At 73.5% G+C, this 17,437-nt stretch carries 17 protein-coding genes and 1 pseudogene; 4 read left to right on the top strand and 14 right to left on the bottom strand.

The features are described 5' to 3' along the window. Positions 1–17: 17 nt before the first annotated feature. Entirely contained in the window at positions 18–1,160 is a 1,143-nt protein-coding gene (locus tag OG767_RS08915) for an acyl-CoA dehydrogenase family protein (RefSeq protein ID WP_405092969.1), read from the bottom strand. Between the two features lie 91 nt (positions 1,161–1,251). Between OG767_RS08915 and OG767_RS08910 the strand changes: the two genes are divergently transcribed. Further along, positions 1,252–1,908, top strand: a complete 657-nt coding sequence (locus tag OG767_RS08910; protein ID WP_405092968.1) for a 4a-hydroxytetrahydrobiopterin dehydratase — start codon at positions 1,252–1,254, stop codon at positions 1,906–1,908. A 243-nt stretch (positions 1,909–2,151) separates the two neighbouring features. Here the strand turns inward: OG767_RS08910 and OG767_RS08905 are convergent, their stop codons facing one another. Beyond that, the gene (locus OG767_RS08905) at positions 2,152–2,361 is read right to left on the bottom strand and encodes a hypothetical protein (RefSeq protein WP_405092967.1); all 210 of its coding nucleotides are present in this window, start codon (positions 2,359–2,361) and stop codon (positions 2,152–2,154) included. 112 nt (positions 2,362–2,473) lie between these two features. On the opposite strand from OG767_RS08905, the gene OG767_RS08900 reads away from it, so the two are divergent. Together OG767_RS08900 and OG767_RS08895 are read left to right on the top strand one after the other, a co-directional pair. Continuing rightward, positions 2,474–3,241, top strand: a complete 768-nt coding sequence (locus OG767_RS08900; protein WP_405092966.1) for a DUF5753 domain-containing protein — start codon at positions 2,474–2,476, stop codon at positions 3,239–3,241. Further along, on the top strand, positions 3,232–3,429 hold the full coding sequence (locus OG767_RS08895; protein ID WP_405092965.1) for a DUF397 domain-containing protein: 198 nt from the start codon (positions 3,232–3,234) through the stop codon (positions 3,427–3,429). Before OG767_RS08900 ends, OG767_RS08895 begins: the two co-directional genes overlap by 10 nt. 265 nt (positions 3,430–3,694) lie before the next feature. On the opposite strand, the pseudogene OG767_RS08890 reads toward OG767_RS08895, so the two are convergent. Next, a pseudogene (locus tag OG767_RS08890) lies at positions 3,695–4,392 on the bottom strand (UdgX family uracil-DNA binding protein). Between the two features lie 86 nt (positions 4,393–4,478). Then, positions 4,479–5,816, bottom strand: coding sequence for an aminotransferase class I/II-fold pyridoxal phosphate-dependent enzyme (locus OG767_RS08885; protein ID WP_405092964.1), 1,338 nt, complete (start codon positions 5,814–5,816; stop codon positions 4,479–4,481). 38 nt (positions 5,817–5,854) lie between these two features. Between OG767_RS08885 and OG767_RS08880 the strand changes: the two genes are divergently transcribed. Then, complete coding sequence (locus OG767_RS08880) at positions 5,855–7,084, top strand: bifunctional pyridoxamine 5'-phosphate oxidase family protein/GNAT family N-acetyltransferase (RefSeq protein ID WP_405092963.1); 1,230 nt, start codon at positions 5,855–5,857, stop codon at positions 7,082–7,084. Between the two features lie 4 nt (positions 7,085–7,088). Here the strand turns inward: OG767_RS08880 and OG767_RS08875 are convergent, their stop codons facing one another. The 10 genes from OG767_RS08875 to OG767_RS08830 all read right to left on the bottom strand — a co-directional run bounded on the left by OG767_RS08875 (position 7,089) and on the right by OG767_RS08830 (position 17,333). Then, positions 7,089–8,015 carry a sporulation protein gene (locus OG767_RS08875; protein ID WP_405092962.1) on the bottom strand — a complete coding sequence of 309 codons (927 nt, stop codon included), beginning with the start codon at positions 8,013–8,015 and terminating at the stop codon, positions 7,089–7,091. A 166-nt stretch (positions 8,016–8,181) separates the two neighbouring features. Further along, on the bottom strand, positions 8,182–9,246 hold the full coding sequence (locus tag OG767_RS08870) for a hemolysin family protein (protein WP_405092961.1): 1,065 nt from the start codon (positions 9,244–9,246) through the stop codon (positions 8,182–8,184). Continuing rightward, a complete protein-coding gene (locus tag OG767_RS08865; RefSeq protein ID WP_405092960.1) occupies positions 9,243–10,592 on the bottom strand; it encodes a hemolysin family protein in 1,350 nt (449 codons plus the stop codon). The genes OG767_RS08870 and OG767_RS08865 overlap by 4 nt, the downstream gene beginning before the upstream one ends. Positions 10,593–10,757: 165 nt before the next feature. After that, positions 10,758–11,087: a monovalent cation/H(+) antiporter subunit G gene (mnhG, locus tag OG767_RS08860; protein ID WP_405092959.1), complete on the bottom strand. Its 330-nt coding sequence runs from the start codon at positions 11,085–11,087 to the stop codon at positions 10,758–10,760. 5 nt (positions 11,088–11,092) lie between these two features. Next, a complete protein-coding gene (locus OG767_RS08855) occupies positions 11,093–11,356 on the bottom strand; it encodes a monovalent cation/H+ antiporter complex subunit F (protein ID WP_107156066.1) in 264 nt (87 codons plus the stop codon). Then, a complete protein-coding gene (locus OG767_RS08850) occupies positions 11,353–11,970 on the bottom strand; it encodes a Na+/H+ antiporter subunit E (protein WP_405092958.1) in 618 nt (205 codons plus the stop codon). Before OG767_RS08850 ends, OG767_RS08855 begins: the two co-directional genes overlap by 4 nt. After that, entirely contained in the window at positions 11,967–13,472 is a 1,506-nt protein-coding gene (locus tag OG767_RS08845; RefSeq protein ID WP_405092957.1) for a Na+/H+ antiporter subunit D, read from the bottom strand. Before OG767_RS08845 ends, OG767_RS08850 begins: the two co-directional genes overlap by 4 nt. A gap of 114 nt (positions 13,473–13,586) precedes the next feature. Then, complete coding sequence (locus OG767_RS08840; RefSeq protein ID WP_405092956.1) at positions 13,587–14,054, bottom strand: Na(+)/H(+) antiporter subunit C; 468 nt, start codon at positions 14,052–14,054, stop codon at positions 13,587–13,589. Continuing rightward, a complete protein-coding gene (locus OG767_RS08835; protein ID WP_405092955.1) occupies positions 14,051–16,882 on the bottom strand; it encodes a Na+/H+ antiporter subunit A in 2,832 nt (943 codons plus the stop codon). Before OG767_RS08835 ends, OG767_RS08840 begins: the two co-directional genes overlap by 4 nt. 97 nt (positions 16,883–16,979) lie before the next feature. Continuing rightward, positions 16,980–17,333, bottom strand: coding sequence for a hypothetical protein (locus tag OG767_RS08830; RefSeq protein ID WP_107156090.1), 354 nt, complete (start codon positions 17,331–17,333; stop codon positions 16,980–16,982). Between the last annotated feature and the right edge of the window lie 104 nt (positions 17,334–17,437).

Raw genomic sequence — 17,437 nt, 5'->3', positions numbered from 1 at the left:
GCCGGCACCCGGTTTCGCTACAGGCCGAGGCCGCGGCCGATGATCTCCTTCATGATCTCGGTGGTGCCGCCATAGATGGTCTGCACCCGGCTGTCCAGCCACGCCTTCGCCACCGGGTACTCCGCCATGAAGCCGTACCCGCCGTGCAGTTGCACGCACCGGTCGGCGACCCGGGTCTGCAACTCGGTGGTCCACCACTTCGCCTTCGCCGCGTCGGTCACCGAGAGCCGGCCCGCGTCGTGCTCGGCGACGCAGTGGTTCACGAACGTCCGCGCGATGGTGACCTCGGTGTCCAGCTCGGCCAGGAGGAACCGGTTGTGCTGGAACGAGCCGATCGGGCGGCCGAACGCCTCCCGCGAGCGGGCGTACTCCAGCGTCAGCGCGAGCAGCTTCTCGCAGGCCGCCACCGCGGCGACCGCGATGCTCAGCCGCTCCCGGGGCAGGTTGGCCATCAGGTGGTAGAAGCCCTGGTTCTCGGCGCCGATCAGGTTCTCCGCCGGCACCCGGCAGTCGTCGAAGAACAGCTCGGCGGTGTCGTTGGCCTTCAGCCCGACCTTGGCCAGCCGACGCCCCCGGCCGAAGCCCGGCGTGTCGCGCTCCACCACCACCAGGCTCACCCCGTGCGCGCCCTGCTCCGGGGCGGTCTTCACCACCACCACCACGAGGTCGGCCAGCTCGCCGTTGGTGATGAACGTCTTCTGGCCGTTGAGCACCAGCGAATCACCGTCGCGGACCGCGGTGGTGCGGATGCCGGCCAGGTCGCTGCCCGCGCCCGGCTCGCTCATCGCGATCGCGGTGACCAGGTCACCCGAGCAGAAGCCCGGCAGCCAGCGCTTGCGCTGGTCGGCGGTGGTCAGCTCGGTCAGGTACGGCGCCACCACGTCGTTGTGCAGGCCGAAACCCAGACCGGTGCAGCCGGCCGCGATGATCTCCTCGTCGAGCACCGCGTTGAACCGGAAGTCACGCTGCCCGCCGCCGCCGTACGCCGGGTCCACGTCCGGGCCGAGCAGCCCGGCCGCGCCCGCCTTGCGCCACACCGCGCGGTCGACGACGCCCTCGGCCTCCCACCGCTCGTGGTGCGGCACCGCCTCCCGGGCGAGGAACCGACGGCACAGGTCCCGGAACTCGTCGTGCACGGGCTGGTAGAGATGCTGCTCCATGGCGGCCAGTCTGGCACCGCTCACCCACCCTGGACAGGGGCGATGCGCCCCCGGGTTGGCGGGTCGGCGGGACGCGCGTCAGGATGACCCGGTGGCCACGCTGACCGGAGCACAGATCGCCGACGCCGGGCTGGACGGGTGGACGTACCTGCTGGGCGCGTTGCACACCCGCATCCGTACCCCCGACTTCGCGGCCGGTCTGGCGTTGGTGGCCGCGGTCGGCGCGGAGGCCGAGCGGGTGGACCATCATCCCGACCTGGACCTGCGCTACACCTTCGTGGACGTGCGGCTGTGGTCGCACGACGCGGGCGGCGTCACCGGGCGGGACGTGCGCCTGGCCCGGACGATCTCGGCGCTCGCCGCCGATGCCGGCCTGTCGCCGTCCCCGGCCGGGCTGTCCCGCCTGGAGTTCGCGCTGGACAGCCCGGAGCACGCCGCCGTCGCGCCGTTCTGGCGGGCGATCCTGGCGTGGGAGCGACCGGGCGGCGCGGACGCCACCGACGACGAGGTACGCGACCCGGCCGGCGCGCTGCCCACGATCTGGTTCCAGGCGTCCGGCGGCGAGGAGCCCCGGCAGCGCTGGCATCCGGACGTGTGGGTCGACCCGGCCGCTGTCGCGGCGCGCATCGAGGCGGCGCTCGCGGCCGGTGGCACGCTGGTCAGCGACGCGGAGGCCCCGAACTTCTGGGTGCTCGCCGACCCGGACGGCAACCGGGTCTGCCTGTGCACCTGGCAGGGACGCGCCTGACCCGTCGGCTCCTCAGCGGGCGGGGAGCCGCACCCGGTCGTCACCCACGGCTCGATGCGCCACCCGGAGCCCGCTCGACCGCACGAAGATGCGCCGCCGGACCGCCTCACCCTTCGCGTCCAACTCGTAGCGTCGATCCAACGCCAGCCGTCGAAGGTGGCGGCGTCCGTGACGTCCTTGATCACGCGGAACCGGACCGGTTTCGTGAACTGGACGCTCGCCGCCCTGGTGCCCAGCAGGACATCACCGCCGTTCAGCGTCATCGGTCCCATTCCGGTCCCGCCACGCGCGCAGCGTCTCCCCGGCTCGCGCGAGCCGCTCGCAGCCGCCGCCCGACAGGCATCGCGAGCAGGGCTGCCGATGGTGGAAGTCGACCCGGTCGGGACAGGCCGTGGCCGGCTGCACCACGTCGACCGGCTCGTTCTCGCGTTGGAACCACTTCCACCTGGGCATCTCCGCACCTCCGCATCGCCGCCTTCCGGCAGGATGCCGTATGGTGACAGGACCCTCACACTGCGTTGATGTATGTTCGAGAGACGTCGGGGACGTCCACTGAGGAGATGCCGTGAATCACGGACTCATCGCGGCCATGACCGAGGCCGGGGAGACTGCGGAGAGCCTTGCCGCGCAGACCGGCGTGGACCCCAAGACGGCACAGCGGTGGGTCAGCCGTGGGCGCATCCCGCGCCCGGTGGCCCGCTCCCGGGTCGCAGCCATCCTCGGCAGGGACGTCAAGGACCTGTGGCCGGACGTACTCAAGAGACGTGAGCCGTCATGGTTCCGGCCGTGGGCCGACATCGAGCGGGAGGCCCTCGCCCTCCGTGGCTTCGAACTGGCCTGGGTGCCCGGGCTGTTGCAGACCGAGGCGTACGCCAGGGCGACACTGGCGATGGAGTCACTGACGCTGGAGGAGGTCGACGCGCTGACCGCCGCCCGGATCGAGCGCCAGTCGATCCTGCGCCGGTCCCGGCCTCCGCTCTTTGTCGCCGTCATGGACGAGGCGGTCCTTCGTCGTCCGGCCAACTCGGACCGTTCGGTGATGCGCGAGCAGTGCCTGCACATCCTCGCCTGCACCGAGCTGACCTCTGTGCGGGTGCACATTGTCCCTCTCGGCTCGCCGCTGTACCCAGGAATGGGGGGTCCGTTTGCGATGGCCGAGATGCCCGACGGCACTCGGGTCGCTCACATCGACTCCCAGGTGAGGGCGCAGATCATTGAGGACCGGGAGGATGTCGGCATCCTGGAGCAACGCTGGGCACGCATAGTAGGAGAGGCTCTCCCTCGAACCCAATCGGCCAACCTGATCAGAGAAGCGGCAGCATCATGGACCTGAGCAGCGCGCATTGGCACAAGAGCACGAAGAGCGGCAACAACGGCGGCAACTGCGTGGAAGTGGCTGCCGATCTCCCCGGTGTCGTCGCGGTCCGGGACAGCAAGGACCGAAAGGGGCCGGCGCTGGTGTTCGCCCCGGAGACCTTCCAGACGTTCGTCGCCGCGCTCAAGGAACAGCACCTGGCCTGACCAGAACGCGCCTTCTCCAGGATTCGACACGCCGATGTGGCGCGGCTCGTGCGGTCAGCGTGTCGGGAGACCGGAAGACATCATCTCGACGTCGTATACCTCAGAGTCATAATTATGACGCAGCGGCATATCGCATTCAGGTGACAGGTCTCCCGGCACGACCGGACCGCCGGACTGCCGGATCGCGCCGGAACCACAAGCGCCGGTAGGCATGTCCATGCCGGCGACACCATTCGGATCGGGAACGGGAAGAACGCGGCCCACCTCAGCGCAGCACGCCGGCCGCCACTGTGAGGTCGGCGACCAGGCCCTCGTACGCGATGTCCTGGTTGTCGGCGCGCAGCACGGCGGACGGATGGATGGTGGCGAGCAGCCGGGTGTCCGGCGCGTCGGCGACCGCGCCGGACCGGTCCACCGGCACCCGCGCGAAGTCCTCCGGATGCTGGGCGGCGGCCGGCCAGGGCAGCAGCTCGCCGCGTTGTCTCGTCACCCGGAACGTCGGGCCGAGCAGCGCCTTGGCGGCGGTGGCGCCGAGCACCACCACGAGCTCCGGGCGCAGCCGGGCGAACTCGGCGACCAGCCAGGCCGGCAGGCGGTGATGTGCACCCGGTCCGGGGTCTGGTGGATGCGCCGCCTGCCGCGCAGCTCGAAGCGGAAGTGCTTGACGGCGTTGGTCAGGTAGATCTGGCCGGGGTCGAGGCCGGCGTCGTCCACCGCCCTACGCAGCAGTCGGCCGGCCGGACCGACGAACGGCAGGCCCTGCTGGTCCTCCACGTCGCCCGGCTGCTCGCCGACGAAGACCACCCGGGCGCTCTCGTCGCCCCGACCGAAGACGGTCTGCGACGCGTCCCGGTACAGCTCGCAGCCGCGGCAGCCGGCCGCCGCGGTCCGCAGCGCGTCGATGGTGTCCGCCGACGGCGGGATGAACTCCTGCGCGCCGGGCGCGTTCTCGGTCTCGGCCATGCGGACCGTTCTACCCTTTCCGCCGTCCGGCACGCGGCATCTGCCAGCGCGCGTGTTAAGAGGGGGCCCCTGCTATACCGAAGGCGTTAATAGGGGGCCCCGCCTTTCACGGGGCGCAGCGCGTGGGCGAGTGCGTCGGCTAGTGGCGGCAGGTCGGTGTCGGTGAGGGTGCTCACCGTGATCCGGACGGCGGGCGCGGCGGCGATCCGGTAGAGGCTGCCGGGCGCCACCGACCAGCCGGCGTCGCGCAGGGCGGTGACCGCGACCGTCTCGTCCGGCACCGGCACCCAGACGTTGATCCCGGTGCGCCCGTGCGCGGCCAGCCCGCGCGCGGCGAGCGCGGCGACCAGTCCGTCCCGCCGCCGGTCGTAGCCGTCCGCCGCGCGCCGCACCAGCGCGGCGGTGGCCGGATCGCGCCAGAGCGCCAGGACCAGGTGTTGCAGCACGGTGGAGACCCAACCGGCGCCGACCTGCGCCCGGCCGGCCACCCGGGCCACCGTGGCCTCGTCGCCGGCCAGCACGGCGAGCCGCAGGTCGGGCCCGTAGGGCTTGCTCACCGACCGGACGAGGGCCCACGCCGGGGTCACCCCGGCGAGCGGGTGCAGGGGTACGCGGGCCAGCTCGGCGGCGTGGTCGTCCTCGATCAGCAGCAGGTCGGCCCGGTCGGCGAGCAGCGTGCGCAGCGCCTCGGCCCGGTCGGCGGAGACAGCCGCGCCGGTCGGGTTCTGGGCCCGGCTGGTCACCACCAGCGCCCGGACACCGGCGGCCAGCGCGACCCGCACCCCGGCCACGGTCGGGCCCTCGTCGTCCACCGGCACCCCGACGGTACGCAGCCCGAGCGCGGCGATCAGGTCGAGCAGGTTGGCCCACCCGGGGTCCTCCACCGCGACCGCGTCGCCGGGCCGTAGATGGGCGGCGAGCAGCCGCTCGATGCCGTCCAGCGCGCCGCCGGTCACGGTCAGCTCGTCGGCCGGCACCCCGTCGGCGGCGAGCCGTTCCCGGGCGGCGGCGGCCAGTTCGGGCAGGACGGCGGCGTCCGCGTACCCGGCGGCGGGCCCGAATCCGGCGGCGAGCGCGGCCAGGTGCGGCCCGAGCGGTGGTAGCAGCCGGCGGTCGGGATGGCCGCTGGCGAGGTCGCGGGTGTCGGGGCGCGGTGGCGGCAGCAGCGCCGCGCGGCGGGCGGCCACCGGCGGGCGGGGTCGGACCCGGGTGCCGTGCCGGCCGGCGGTGACGACCAGGCCACGCTGCCGCAGTTCCTGGTACGCCCGGGCGACGGTGGCCGGGCTGACGCCCAACTCGCCGGCGAGCGCCCGGACCGCGGGCAGCGGGTCGCCCGGGGCGAGCGCGCCGGCGCGGACGGCGGATTCCACGCTGGCCGAAATGGCCGCCGACGTGGCACCGCTGATCTGATAACGTGCTGACACAGTTCGGAGATTGTACTAGAACAAAATCGGGAGATCGCATGTACCCCCGGACCGAACGCACCACCGCCACCCGCACCCGCGACCGGATGCACTACGACCGGGCCACCGCCCACGCGCTGCTCGACGAGGCGTACCACTGCGCGCTGGCGTTCACCTCCGACGGCGAGCCACGCGTCCTGCCGACCCTGCACGTCCGCCTCGACGACACGCTCTACCTGCACGGCTCCACCGGCAGCCGGCCGCTGCTCGCCGCCCGGGGCGCGGACGGGCTACCGGTCAGCGTCGCGGTCACCCACCTCGACGGGCTGGTCTATGCCCGTTCCCAGTTCCACCACAGCGCCAACTACCGCTCGGTCGTCGCGCACGGCACCGCCCGCCTCGTCGACGACGCCGACGAGAAGGCCCGGGTGCTGACCGCGCTGGTGGAGAAGGTGGCCGCCGGCCGGTCCACCGAGAGCCGGCCGCCGAACCGGCGCGAGCTGGCCGAGACCGCGGTGCTGGCGCTGCCCCTGCGAGAGGTGTCGGTGCGGATGCGCACCGGTGGCGTCAACGACGAGCCGGCCGACGCGGAGCTGCCGTACTGGGCCGGGGTGCTGCCGCTGCGGCTGACGCCGGGCCGGCCCGAACCGGACGCCGGCGTCGTCGCGCCGGTGCCCGCGTACCTGCGGCCGGCCCGCTCGCCCTGGCGGGATCCGGTGGTGCTGCGCGGCGAGCACGTCGTGCTGGAACCGCTGGACCTCGCGCACGCCGACGAGCTGTACGCCGCGACCGGAGACCCGGACGTCTGGCGACACCTGGGCGATCGGCAGCCGACCGACGTCGCCGGGATGCGGCGGATCATCGCCGGCTACCTCGACGCCCAGCAGGACGGCGAGCAGGTGTGCTGGGCGCAGCGCTGCGCCCGCACCGGCGCCGTCGTCGGCACCACCTCCTGGTACGAGATCGACCCGGTCCGCCGGTCGCTGGCGATCGGGTACACCTGGTTGGGCCGGCCGTGGTGGCGGACCGGCGTCAACACGGAGGCGAAGCTGCTGCTGCTCACCCGGGCGTTCGAGGAGCTGGACGCGGTTCGTGTGGTCTGGCACACCGACATCCGCAACGAGCGCTCCCAGCGGGCCATCGAACGGCTCGGCGCGACCCGGGAGGGTGTGCTGCGGCACCACCGGCAGCGGCTCGACGGCTCCTGGCGGGACACCGTGCAGTACTCGATGCTCGCGCCGGAGTGGCCGGACGCACGAGCCCGGCTCCGTCCGGCCGTTTCCGCCTGACACCTCAGGTGCCGTCGCCGCCACCACCGCCGCCGACGCCCCCGCTGCCGGCCGTGCCGCCGAGGCCGTAGCCGGGGGCGACCGGCTGGTCGGGATGGCGGCTGACGTGCGCCGACTCCCGGATCGTGGCCGACCAGTCCGCGTGCGCGGCGGCTGCGGCGTGCCGGTCGATGGCGTGCCGCAGCCAGCCGTCCACGGTGGCCACCCAGTCCCGCTGGTCCGCTCCGGTGTGCCAGACCCGGAACCGGCTGATGCTCTGGTGGGTCACCCCGGCCAGGGACAGCCGCCGGTCCAGCCAGAACAACACCTCCATGCCGGCCGAGTCGGTCAGCATGATCACTTCCAGCTCGGTCATCGGGCCGGCGTAGAGCGGGGCGGCCCAGAAGCCGAGCCGCTGCTGGAACGGCAGCGTCTGCGCCACCCCGGGCAGCCGGCCCTGCTGGAGTCCCGCCTGCCGCATCATGAAGCCGAGCGTGTCCAACGCGGCGAGCAGGTGCTGCTGGGTGGGCAGCGGGTGGACCAGGACCGGCACCATCTCGCCCTGGTCGAGGTCCGGGTCGACGGACACCTCGGTCCGCAGCCCGGTGCGTAACGTCATCAACGGCACCCCGCCGAACACCGTCACCGGCGTCGCCCAGGGCAGCGGCACGGCGAAGTCCACCGCCCGCCGCCGCCCGCCCGGCACCACGAACCGGCCCGCGATCGGCCACTGGTGGTACTGCACCAGCCGGCGCGGCGCCCCCGGGTCCTCCGGCTCGACCTGGGTGACCAGCCCGAGGCGGATGTGCCGGACCAGGACGTCCTCGCCGTCGGCGGCCAACGTCACCCGACCCGGCAGGCGCAGGCCCGGCCGGGTGCTCGGGTTGGGCAGCGTGGTGGTGACCGAGAGCCCGGTCCAGGCCGACCCCCGCGACACCCCGGTGAGCCGCATACCGGGGCATTCCCCCTCCCCACCCACCCACACCCCGCCCTCCCTCCCCCTCCCCTCCCCCCTCGCTGCCCTGTTTCACGGAAAGAGTGGCTATCCGGCCTCGGATAGCCACTCTTTCCGTGAATCTGCGCCCGGGGTGGGGGTGGGGGTGGGGTGGCGGGGTGGGTCAGCGGAGGCGGCGGCCCCTCGGGACCGGGTCGGTCTCGTCGTCGAACTCGCCGATGACCTCCTCCAGGAGGTCCTCCAGCGCGACGAAGCCGATCGGCCGGGTCGGGCCGCCACCGTTGCGGACCAACGCGAGCTGCGCCTGCCGGCCCCGCATCGCCGCCACCGCCTCGGACACCGACGACTCGGCCGGCAGCGTGAACGCGTTCGTCATCAGCTCCTCGGCGGTCGCCGTCCGGCCGGTGGTCACCGCGCGCACCGCCTCCCGGACGTGCACCAGGCCGCAGACCTCGCCACCGCTGTCGACCACGGCGAGGCGGGACCGGCCGCTGTCCCGGGAGACGTGCTCGATCCGTTCGGCGGTGTCGTCCCGGCGGACCGTGACGATCTTGTCGAACGGCTCCATCACCTGGGCCACCGTGGTGCCCTGCAACTCCAGCATGCTGGTCAGCAACTGATGCTGCTCGGCGCCGAGCAGCCCGTGCTCCCGGGACTGCTCCAGCAGGATGCGCAGCTCGTCCGGGCCGTGCACCTGGGCGAGCTGGTCCTGCTGCTGCACGCCGACCAGCCGCAGCATCGCGTTGGCCAGCCCGTTCAGCAGCGACAGCACCGGGCGGGCGATCCGGGCGAACGCCCGGAACGGCAGCGCCAGCAGCATCGCCGAGCGCTCCGCGTCGGTGATCGCCCACGACTTCGGCGCCATCTCGCCGACCACCAGGTGCAGGAACGTCACCAGGCCCAGCGCGAACACCAGCGCCACCACGTGGCTCGCCGCGTCGGGCAGGCCGACCGCGTGCAGCAGCGGGCTGAGCAGGTGCTCGATGGCCGGCTCGGCCAACGCGCCGAGGCCCAGCGTGCACAGCGTGATGCCGAGCTGCGCGCCGGCCAGCATCAGGCTCAGCTCGCGGACGCCGTCCAGCGCCGCGCGGGCCGCCCGGCCACCACCGGCCGCCGACTGCTCCAGCCGGTACCGCTTGGCGGCGACGAGCGCGAACTCGGCCGCCACGAAGAACCCGTTGAGCGCCAGCAGCACCACGGAGAAGATCAACGCGAAACCGGGGCTCATGCCGCACCCTCCCCGGGCACGCCGGCGGTCGTCCGGAGGCGGACCGAGTCGGCCACGTGCCGGTCCACGGCCAGCACCTCGACCAGCACCCGGCGCCCCGGCTCGTCGCCGTCACCGACGGACGCGATCTCCAGCCGGTCCCCCACCTCGGGGACCCGACCCAGCTCCCGCATCACCAGGCCGGAGAGCGTGTCGTACTCCGGCGCCTCGGGCAGTTCGATGCCGGTGCTGTCGGCGACCTCGTCGATCCGCCAGCGGGCCGGCACCACCCAGGAGCCGTCCTCCTGCCGGGCCGGCGCGCGGTCCGGCGGGTCGTCCTCGTCGCGGATCGGCCCGACCAGTTCCTCGGCGAGGTCCTCCAGCGTGATCACGCCGGCGAACCCGCCGTACTCGTCGACCACGCAGGCCAACTGCCGGTGCCCGGACCGGAGCCGGTCCAGCACCGTCGGCAGCGGCAGCGTCTCCGGCACCAGCAACGGGGGTACGGCCACCGAGTCGATCCGGGTACGCGCCCGCTCGGCCGGCGGCACGCCCAGCACGTCGGCGATGCCGACCACGCCGATCAGGTCGTCGACGCCCTCGGCGCCGCGCACCGGGAACCGGGAGTGGCCGGTGTCGAGCATCTCGACGATCCGGCTGACCGGCTCGTCGGCCCGGACGGTGTGCACGTCGACCCGGGGCACCATGGCCTCGCCGGCGGTGAGCCCCCGGAAGTCGAGCCCTCGGTCCAGCAGGTCGGACATCTCCGCGTCGAGGTGCCCCTCCTCACGGGACTCGGCGATGATCTGTTCCAGGTCGGCCGGGGTGGCGCCGCTGGGCAGCTCCTCGATCGGCTCGATGCCGACCCGGCGGAGCAGTCGCACGGCGGCCCGGTCGAAGAGCGTGATCAGCGGACCGGCGACCCGCAGGTAGATCAGGGTGGACCGGGACAGCGCCCGGGCCAGTGGCACGGCCCGGGCGATGGCCAGGTTCTTCGGGGCCAGCTCGCCCAGGACCATCTGCACCACGGTGGCGATGACCAGGGCCAACGCCACCGACAGCGGCAGCGCCAGCGCGCCGGACACGCCGGCCACGCCGAGCAGGTCGGCCAGCCCGGCGCCCAGGTACGGCTCGGCGACGTAACCGACCAGCAGGGCGGTCACGGTGATGCCGAGTTGGGCGCCGGAGAGCATGAAGGAGAGTCGCCCGGTCACCTCCAGGGCGCGGGCGGCGGCCCGGTCGCCACCGTCGGCGAGTTGCTTGAGCTTGCCGCGGTCCACGGCGACGTACCCGAACTCCTGCGCCACGAAGTAACCGGTGGCGGCGGTGAGCACGGTGATGAGAAGGAGACCGACGAGAATCAACACGGGAGGTTCAGGGCTCCCGGGGTCGTCGGGGAGGGAAGATGCCGGGTACGACCCGGCCGGCTACTGCTGCCCTCCGGGGCAGGAGAGTCGATCATGCGGCCCATTTTATCGGTGCCCGCTGGATGCTCGCTGAAGGTGCCGAAAAGCCTCCCCCGCGTCCGGTTCTCAGCGTCCGGCCAGCTCGTCGACGTCGAGCAGCGACCGGTCGACCCGCCCGGACCGGTAGGCGGCCCGTCCGATCATCTGCGCGGCGACCGGCGCGGTGGAGAGCTGGAAGATCGCCACCAGCGCCAGCATGCCCAGGTCCGAGCCGGTACGCAGCCGCAACGCCAGCCCGCCCAGCAACAGCAGCACGCCGAGCACCTGCGGTTTCGTGGCGGCGTGCATCCGGTCCAGCGTGTCCGGGAAGCGCACCAGCCCGATGCCGGCGACCAGGCTCAGCAGCGCGCCGCCCAGCAGCAGGAACCCACCCACCCAGTCCGCCACGACCGTCACGACCGTCACGATTCGGCCCGGACGGCGAAGCGGACCAGGGAGACCGAGCCCACGAAGCCGAGCAGTGAGAGCACCACCAGCACGGGCAGCGTGGTGGCGTGCCGGTTCACCGCCGCCTCCGCCCCCACCGCGCCGAGCATGGCGGCGAGCAGCAGGTCGGCGCCGACGATGCGGTCGAGCAGGGACGGGCCACGGTAGATCCGGGTCAGGGCGAGCAGCGCGGTGGCCGAGAGCAGCACGGTCAGCGCGACGGCGAGCAGGACGGTCACGGGTGGTTCCTCCGTTCGACGGGTTCGGTGTCGAGCTGGCGTACCTCGGTGGGAGAGCCGACGGCGCGGACGATGCGCCGTTCGACGGCGAGCACACGGTCGCGGCTGCCGGTCAGGTCCTCGGGGCCGCGCACGTCGAGCACGTGCACGTAGAGCACCCCGCGCGTGCGGTCGATGTCGAGGATCAGGGTGCCCGGCACCAGCGAGATCACCTCGGCGGTGAGTGCCAGGTTGAGGTCGGTGCGGACCCGCAGCGGCACCGCGATGATCGCGCCGCGCGGCCGGTAGCCGGGGCGCAACGCGACGGCGGCGACGTGCACGCTGGCGCTGACCAGCTCCCCGACGAACGTGCCGGCGAGCACCAGCAGCGGCCCCGGGCGCAGCCGCCCGCCGAAGGTGACCGACGGCAGCGGGAAGAAGAACAGCACCGCCGCGCCGATCGCCAGGCCGGTGAGCACATTGCCCCAGGAGACGTCGCCCCAGAGCAGCAGCCAGGCCACGACCAGCCAGCCGAGCGCGACGGCCTGGTCGCGCCGGCGGCCGCCGCGACCCACCGTCGGCGGGTCGCCGCCCGGCGCCGCGCCGCCCCGGTCCGGGCCCGGGTCGGCGGTCACGGCACGTCCCGGGGCAGCACGGCCCGCACGTACGGGGTGCGTTGGCGCAGGTCGGCGGCGGCGTCCGCGGTGACCTGGAACAGCGGGCCGGCGACCAGCGTGAGCAGCACGCCGAGCGCGACGAGCGCGGCGGTGGCGCCGACCATCAGGCCGGGCAGCCGGGCGTCCGGCGTGGTGGTGGCCAGCCGCGGCGCCCGCCAGAACGCGATGTTCCACACCCGGGACGCCACGTAGAGCGTCAGCAGGCTGGTCAGCGTGCCGGCGCCGACCAGCACGGCGGGCAGCGCGCCGCCGGCCGCCACGCCGGCCTGGAGCAGGCCGAGCTTGCCGAGGAAGCCGGAGAACGGCGGGATGCCGGCCAGGTTCATCGCCGGGACGAAGAAGAGCACCGCGACCACCGGGGTGACCCGCGCCAGCCCGCCGAGCCGCCGCAGATCGGTGCTGCCGGCGCGCTCCTCGACCAGGCCGGCGACCAGGAAGAGCGTGGTCTGGACGGTGATGTGGTGCACCACGTAGAAGATCGCGCCGGACAGACCGGCGACGCTGCTCAACGCCACCCCGAAGATCATGTAGCCGATGTGGCTGACCAGCGTGAAGGAGAAGAGCCGCTTCATGTCCGACTGCGCCACCGCGCCCAGGACACCCACCACCATGGTCAGGCCGGCCACCACCATCAGCAGCCCGTCGACCTGGCTGCCGGGGAAGAGCAGCGTCTCGGTGCGGATGATCGCGTACACGCCGACCTTGGTCAGCAGGCCGGCGAAGACCGCGGTCACCGGCGCGGGCGCGGTCGGATAGCTGTCCGGCAGCCAGGCGGAGACCGGGAAGACCGCCGCCTTGATGCCGAACGCGAGCAGCAGCATGAGCTGCAACGCCAGGCGTACGCCGGCGGGCAGCGCGTCCAACCGGCCGGCGAGCTGCGCCATGTTCAGCGTGCCGGTGGCCGCGTACACCAGCCCGACGGCGGACAGGAAGAGCAGCGACGACAGGATGCTGACCACCACGTACGTCGAGCCGGTGCGCAGCCGCACCTCGGTGCCGCCCAGCGTGATCAGCACGAAGCTCGCGGCCAGCAGGATCTCGAAGCCGACGAACAGGTTGAACAGGTCCCCGGCCAGGAACGCGTTCGTCACGCCGGCGGTGAGCACCAGGTAGGTGGGGTGGAAGATGCTCACCGGCGCGGTCTCGCCGGTCTCCGCCCGACCCTGGCCGATCGAGTAGAGCAGCACGCAGAGCGTGACCGCCGACGAGACCACCACCATGAGCGCCGCCAACTGGTCGGCGACCAGCACGATGCCGACCGGCGCCGGCCACCCGCCGACGCGCACCACCACCGGCCCGTACCGGTACGCCTGGACCAGCAGCACCACCGCGACCAGCAGCACGCCGGCCACGCAGAGCACGCTGATCGAGCGCTGCAACCGGGGCCGGCCGGTCAGCATCAGGGTGAGCGCCGCGCCGAGCAGCGGCACCACCACCGGCAGCGGCACCAGCCCACTCACGGTGCCGCCTTCCTTCGCGACTGCGGGGCTCGCAAACCCGGCTCACTCCTCGCGCTCACCGCGCCGCCTTCCTTCGCGACTGCGGGGCTCGCAAACCCGGCTCACTCCTCGCGCTCACGATTCCTCGCTCCGGCGCAGCCGGCGGCGGGCCGGCTCCGGGTCGACCTGTTCCGGGTCGCCGTCCGGGCCGTCGCCGCCGAGGTCCGCGGTGGCCACCTCGTTGCGTTCGGCCAGCCGGACGGTCTGCCGGTCCTCCAGGTCGTCCTGCACCTCGTCGTCGCCGCTGGTGTACCAGCTCCGGTAGGCGACCGCGAGCAGGAACGCGGTCAGCCCGAACGTGATCACCACGGCGGTGAGCACCATGGCCTGCGGCAGGGCGTCACTCATGTCGTCGGTCGGCGCGGTGCCGACCAGCGGGGCGGCGCCGGACCGCCCGCCGAGCAGGATGAGCAGGTTCACCCCGTTGCCGAGCAGGATGACGCCGAGCAGGATCCGGGTCAGGCTGCGTTCCAGCAGCAGCGTGACGCCGGTGGCGACCAGCACCCCGACCGCCAGCACCAGAACCAGCGTCGGCCCCGTCACGCGCCCGGCCCCTCACGCCGGACCGTCAGGCCACGGCCCGGCTCGCCGGCCGCCTCGACGTGCCGGTCCACCTCGGCGCCCAGGCTGCGCAGGATGTCCAGCACCAGCCCGACCACCACCAGATAGACACCGATGTCGAAGAAGAGCGACGTGACCAGGTAGAAGTGGCCGATCAGCGGCAGCCACAGGTCCACCTTGACGCTCTGCAGCACCTCGCCACTGAGCACCAGGCCGAGCACGCCGCTGCCGACCGAGACCGCCAGGCCGGCGCCGAGCACCATGCCGGCGCCGACCGGTGCGGCCTCGGCCAGCTCGTACCGCCCGCCGGCCAGGTAGCGCAGGGTCAGCGCGAGGCCGGCGACCAGCCCGCCGGAGAACCCGCCGCCCGGCGCGTTGTGCCCGGAGAAGAGCAGGAACAGCGAGAAGAGCAGCACGGTGTGGAAGATCAGCCGGGTGACCACCTCGAACACGATCGACCGCCGCCGCTCGTGCAGTGTCTGCCCGCCGCGCAGCCAGACCGTGCGGCCGGGGCGCGGCACCGCCGGGCGGGGACGGCGCGGGCGCGGCCCGGTGCGGGAGCGCTCGAAGATCAGGCTGGCCACCCCGGTCGCGGTCACCACAAGCACCGCGATCTCGCCCATGGTGTCCCAGGCCCGGATGTCCACGAGCGTCACGTTGACGACGTTGCGGCCGTACCCCTGCGCGACCGCGAGGTCGGGGAACGCCGCGGAAATCGACGGCGCCCGGCGGGCACCGGCCGCGGTCAGCGCCAGACCGGCCATCACCAGGCCGGCGGCGACGCCGATGCCCCGCCGCAGCCACCGGCTGCGGCGCAGCGGACGGGCCGAGAAGCGTTCCGGCAGCCGGCGCAGCACCAGCACGAAGACGGCGATGGTGGCGGTCTCCACCAGGAACTGGGTGAGCGCCAGGTCCGGCGCGCCGTAGAGGACGAACATCATCGCGGTGCCGTATCCGGTCACGCCGACCAGCAGCATGGCGGTGAGCCGGCGACGCGCGTCCACCGCGAGCACCGCCGCGACCGCGATCACCACGCAGACCACCAGTTGGGTCGGGGTGTCCCAGGGCGCCAGCTCGACCCGCCACGGCGCGGTGGCCACCATCGCCCCGCCCGGCACGACCACCAGGGCGAGCAGCACGGTGCCGAGGTACTGCGGCAGTGAACCACGCTGGGTGGCGCCGGTGACCTCGATGGCGAGCCGGTCGAACCGGTGGGTCAGCCACTCGTAGCCCTGGTTGCCGCTCACCGGCGAACGCAGCCGGGCCAGCGCGGGGGCGAGCGGCCCGCGGAGCAGGTGCAGCAGCACGCCGCCGGCCAGCACCAGCACGGAGAGGCCGAGCGCCACGGTGGGTCCGTGCCAGAGCGCCAGATGCTCCTCGACCGGGCCGAACAGCTCGGCGTACGGCTGGAGCAGGCCGCCCAGCCAGCCGGCGGCCAGGCCGGCGGCGAGCCCGGCCACGGCCAGCAGCGCCGGGGGCCCGAGCATCGCCGCCGGCGGTCGGTCCAGCACGGTGTCCCGGACCCCGGGCCGGGTGCCGAACGCGCCCCACAGGAAACGGATGCTGTAGCCCACCGTCAACGCGCTGCCGGCGACCAGCACCACCAGCACCCACGGCCGGTCGGTGAACGCGGCCAGCACGCCTTCCTTGGCCACGAAGCCGAGCAGCGGCGGGACGCCGGCCATCGACGCGGCGGCCAGCGCGGCGACGGTGGCCAGCAGCGGCGCGGCCCGGCCCACGCCGGACAGGTCCCGCAGGTCCCGGCTGCCCGTGGCGTGGTCGAGGATGCCGACGACGAGGAAGAGCGCGGCCTTGAACAGCGCGTGCGCGGTCAGCAGGGCGACGCCGGCCAGCGCCGCGGCCGGGGTGCCCGCCCCGAACGCCACCGCCAGCAGGCCGAGCTGGCTGACCGTGCCGTACGCCAGCAGCAGCTTCAGGTCGCTCTGCCGCAGCGCCGCCCAGCCGCCGCCGACCAGCGTGACCAGCCCGGCGACCACGGTGACCGGCCGCCACGGTCCGGCCGGGGCGAGCGTCGGGCCGAGCAGCCCGATCAGGAAGATGCCGGCCTTCACCATCGCCGCCGCGTGCAGGTACGCGCTGACCGGTGTCGGCGCCGCCATCGCCACCGGCAGCCAGGCGTTGAACGGGAACACCGCGGACTTGGCCAGCGCGCCGGCCAGGACGAGCAGCACGGCGGTGGCCAGGTACCCGCCGCCGGGCAGCGGCGCGGCGGCCACCGCCGACCAGCGGTAGCTGCCGGCGTGGTGGCCGAGCAGCAGGAAGCCGACCAGCATGGCCAGGCCGCCCAGCGTGGTGACGGTGAGCGCCTGGGCGGCGGCCCACCGGCTGGCCCGGCGTTCGGTGCTGTGCCCGATCAGCAGGTAGGAGAAGACGGTGGTCAGCTCCCAGAAGACGTAGAGCAGCAGCAGGTCGTCGGCGACGACGAGGCCGAGCATCGCGCCGGCGAACGCGACCAGCACGGCGGCGAACCGGGCCAGGCCGACCGAGCCGGGCGGGAAGTAGCGGGCGGAGTAGACAAGCACCAGCGCACCGACGCCGCCGACCAGCAGCATCATCAGCCAGGACAGCGTGGTGACCCGCAGGGCCAGGTCGAACCGGAGCTGCGGGATCCAGGGGTACGTCTCGACCACCGCGCCGCCGTGGCGTACCGCCCCGGTGTGCGCCACCGCCCAGCCGGCCGTGGCCGCCGGGGCGAGCGCCAGCAGCAGGCAGGCGCGCGGGCCCCACCTGCGGACCAGCAGCGGGGCGAGCAGCGCCGCCACCAGGTGCAGGATCAGCAGGACGAGCACGCGTACTCCCGGTCGAGGTACAGCGCGGGGGCACGCTGCGGGTAGGACCGATCACACGCCACTTCCCCACCCGCCGCGCCGTTTTCCCCGAAACCCGTCAGGGGAAGCGGGCCGGGTTTCGGCGGGGGTCGCCGGGCTGGGTCGGGTGGTTGAGCTGGCGGGCGGCCCGGTCCACCACGCGCTGGGCCGCGGCGAGGGAGCGGACCGGGAGCCGGGTGTCGCGGCTCTCCCGGCGCAGCACGAAGTAGTGCACCGCGGCGCGGACCAGCGCGCGGTCGGCGGCGCTGGACCGGGCGGTGGCGACGACCAGCTGACGCAGGCGCTCGGCCAGCTCCTCGGCCAGCTCCAGCTCGGGGCCGTGCAGACCGGCGCGGAGCGAGGCGAGCCGGCTGTCGACCTTGCGGATGAGCACGTCGGTGCCGGGTCGAGAGCCTCGCTCCTCAACGGTCATCCACGCCTCCACCCACGCCACGTTGCGAGTGAAGTTACTTTATGTTGCATGCCGCAAGCAAGCAGTTAAGTGAGACTTAACGGAACAAATCCCTTATTCGTCGC

This window comes from Micromonospora sp. NBC_01392, from assembly GCF_045040125.1.
Classification (GTDB): Bacteria; Actinomycetota; Actinomycetes; order Mycobacteriales; family Micromonosporaceae; genus Micromonospora.
This window is presented reverse-complemented; position numbering and strand designations above follow the sequence as displayed.

Excerpts from the sequence above, each read along its gene's own strand:
- OG767_RS08915 (WP_405092969.1), bottom strand. The coding sequence starts at position 1,160 with ATGGAGCAGCATCTCTACCAGCCCGTGCACGACGAGTTCCGGGACCTG.
- OG767_RS08905 (WP_405092967.1), bottom strand. The coding sequence starts at position 2,361 with ATGCCCAGGTGGAAGTGGTTCCAACGCGAGAACGAGCCGGTCGACGTG.
- OG767_RS08895 (WP_405092965.1), top strand. The coding sequence starts at position 3,232 with ATGGACCTGAGCAGCGCGCATTGGCACAAGAGCACGAAGAGCGGCAAC.
- OG767_RS08880 (WP_405092963.1), top strand. The coding sequence starts at position 5,855 with ATGTACCCCCGGACCGAACGCACCACCGCCACCCGCACCCGCGACCGG.
- OG767_RS08875 (WP_405092962.1), bottom strand. The coding sequence starts at position 8,015 with ATGCGGCTCACCGGGGTGTCGCGGGGGTCGGCCTGGACCGGGCTCTCG.
- OG767_RS08870 (WP_405092961.1), bottom strand. The coding sequence starts at position 9,246 with ATGAGCCCCGGTTTCGCGTTGATCTTCTCCGTGGTGCTGCTGGCGCTC.
- OG767_RS08830 (WP_107156090.1), bottom strand. The coding sequence starts at position 17,333 with ATGACCGTTGAGGAGCGAGGCTCTCGACCCGGCACCGACGTGCTCATC.